Below are 2,128 nucleotides of genomic sequence, written 5' to 3'. Positions count from 1 at the left end.
AGGCTGATGCACCGCCTCGAACGACGCCCACCAGCCGAAGTCGAGGCCGAGTACTACGCTCAACAACAGATCGGGCAGCACACCGGTCACACGTAACGAGGTGTGCATGAAACCCGGGATGGTTCAGCGTTGATGGCTTGTCGCATCATGTCCAAGGTCGCGAAAGCGTAGAACACGGCTGTGGTGGAAGCGTTTTCATGACCGAGGAGGCGCATGATGATCGGCAGCGGGATGCCCTGCTGGTAGAGGTCCATTGCTTTGGTTTTACGCAGCAGGTGGCAGTGGACGTTCGCCGGGATCGAAGGGCATGGAGCGCGTGCGGATTCGGCGGCTTGCTTGAGCACGGCGGCGATGGTGTCAGTGGACAGTTCGGCAGGTTGCCCGCGGTGCAGGCTGTAGAACAGCGGCCGGGTCGTGGGGAGTTTGGTGATGTTCGGGTGAAACTCGTCGAGGTAAACGTGCAGGTGCTCGACGGTTTTCGTGGTGAGTGGTACGACGCGAGTCTTGGTGCCCTTGCCGGTGAGCAGGATGTGCCCGGGTTCGGCCAGGTGCAGATCGCCCAGGGTCAGGCTGGTGATCTCGCCCACGCGAGCCGCGGTGTCGTAGAGCAGGATCAGCAGCATCCGACTTCTCCGAGATTTCGCCGTCTGCCCGGTGAACGCGGCAAGGATCGCCCGGGTTTGATCTTCGGTGAGGTACTCGACGGGCCTGCGCGGGCCAGCCGGCGCTTTGAGTGCCTTGGCTGATTGGCTCAGCGCGACGAGGGTGAGATTTTCGTATGCCGCGTAGGTCAGGAACGCTTTGACCGCGCTCAGGCGCAACGTGACGGTCTTGGGTGTGTAGTGCCGCTGATCGGTCATCCAGGCCAGCCATCCTTTCAGGTGCTGGCGGTCGAAGTGATCGAAGCTGACGTGCTGGCGTCCGATGTGCTCGACCTCGGCGAGGTAGTCCAGGAGGCACTCCAGGCTGATCCGATATGCCTCAACGGTTTTCGGGGACAACCCTCTGGTCTTGGGCATGTAGGCGTGCAGATAATCGCGGGCGCACCCGAAGAAGTCCGGTGCGCCGGTGCGTGGATCACGTCTCATCAGAATCCCACCTGCGGTAGCAGGGACTGGCGTTGGGCGGTGATGTCGGCGTAGGCGGCCATGAAATCGGGCGCGGTGTGCACGTAGTAGTACGTGCTCTCAACGGTTGCGTGCCCCATGTAGCGGGACAGGTAGGGCAGCATCGCGGTGACGTCGTCGCCGCCGGTCATCCATCGGTGGATATTGGCGTAGGCGAAGTGATGCCGGAAATCGTAGGGTCGGGGCTGTTGACCGGCCATCGGCCGGGCCAGCCCGGCCGCATCCCAGATCCGGCCGAAGACCTTCCCGACCGTTGCCGTGGTCACCTGGTTGCCAGTGCCGGAGACGAAAAACGTGCGGCGCGAGGCGAACTGCGCGCGTGAGGACCGGTCGCATGTGTCGAGGATCTCGATGACCTGTTCGGTCAGCGGCAGTCTGCGGCTGCGATGTCCTTTGGACCACAGGATGTCGATGTGCCCGGCATCGAGGTCGACCCGTCCGGTCTGCAGGGCGCGGGTTTCACCCGCGCGCAGCCCGCACGAGTGCATCAGGGCGAAGAACGCGACCGCCTGCCATTGCCACGGCGATGACGTTCGCAGTTGTGCTGCGGCGGCGAAGAACGACTCAATCTCATGTCGGGACAACAGATAGGGATGGGCGGCAACGAACGGTGCTTTCCACCGGTCGGAGAGCACGTAGGCGTCGGGGACCCCGGTCATCGTCATCCATCGGCCGAGGTCACGGATATAGGACATCCAGGACCGGTAGCGGCCACAGCGTTGCAGCCGAAGACTGACCCACGCTTCGACCGTGTCCTTGTCGAACACCGTGCGGTCATGGGCGGCGCAGTAGGCGTCGAACTGTTTGAGGTACCAGATGCGGGAGGCGCCAGTGAATCCCATGTTCGCCTTGAACGCAGGTAAGCGTCCAGCTCGGTGGCGAACGCGCTGGTGAAGCCGTGGCCAGTCATGACCGCACGGCTTCTGGGGTCGAAAGTACGCAGTCGAGCAGACGTGCCCGGTCCACACTCATGTAGAGGTTCGTTGACTCTTCGCTGGCGT

The 2,128-nt window shown here is 63.0% G+C and carries 2 protein-coding genes; both read right to left on the bottom strand.

The features are described from left to right. Positions 1 to 86: 86 nt before the first annotated feature. The gene (locus EET03_RS29560; RefSeq protein ID WP_075543112.1) at positions 87 to 1,088 is read right to left on the bottom strand and encodes a tyrosine-type recombinase/integrase; all 1,002 of its coding nucleotides are present in this window, start codon (positions 1,086 to 1,088) and stop codon (positions 87 to 89) included. Continuing rightward, positions 1,088 to 1,969, bottom strand: coding sequence for a tyrosine-type recombinase/integrase (locus EET03_RS29555; protein ID WP_244232603.1), 882 nt, complete (start codon positions 1,967 to 1,969; stop codon positions 1,088 to 1,090). Before EET03_RS29555 ends, EET03_RS29560 begins: the two co-directional genes overlap by 1 nt. Between the last annotated feature and the right edge of the window lie 159 nt (positions 1,970 to 2,128).

The sequence above is a fragment of the Mycobacterium innocens genome (assembly GCF_900566055.1).
In the GTDB taxonomy this organism is placed as follows: Bacteria; Actinomycetota; Actinomycetes; order Mycobacteriales; family Mycobacteriaceae; genus Mycobacterium; species Mycobacterium innocens.
The sequence above is the reverse complement of the archived record's forward strand: the minus strand, read 5'-3'. Positions and strand labels throughout refer to the sequence as shown.

What these genes read in the sequence shown, in the direction of transcription:
- EET03_RS29560 (WP_075543112.1), bottom strand. Translation starts at nt 1,088, where the DNA reads ATGAGACGTGATCCACGCACCGGCGCACCGGACTTCTTCGGGTGCGCC.
- EET03_RS29555 (WP_244232603.1), bottom strand. Translation starts at nt 1,969, where the DNA reads ATGGGATTCACTGGCGCCTCCCGCATCTGGTACCTCAAACAGTTCGAC.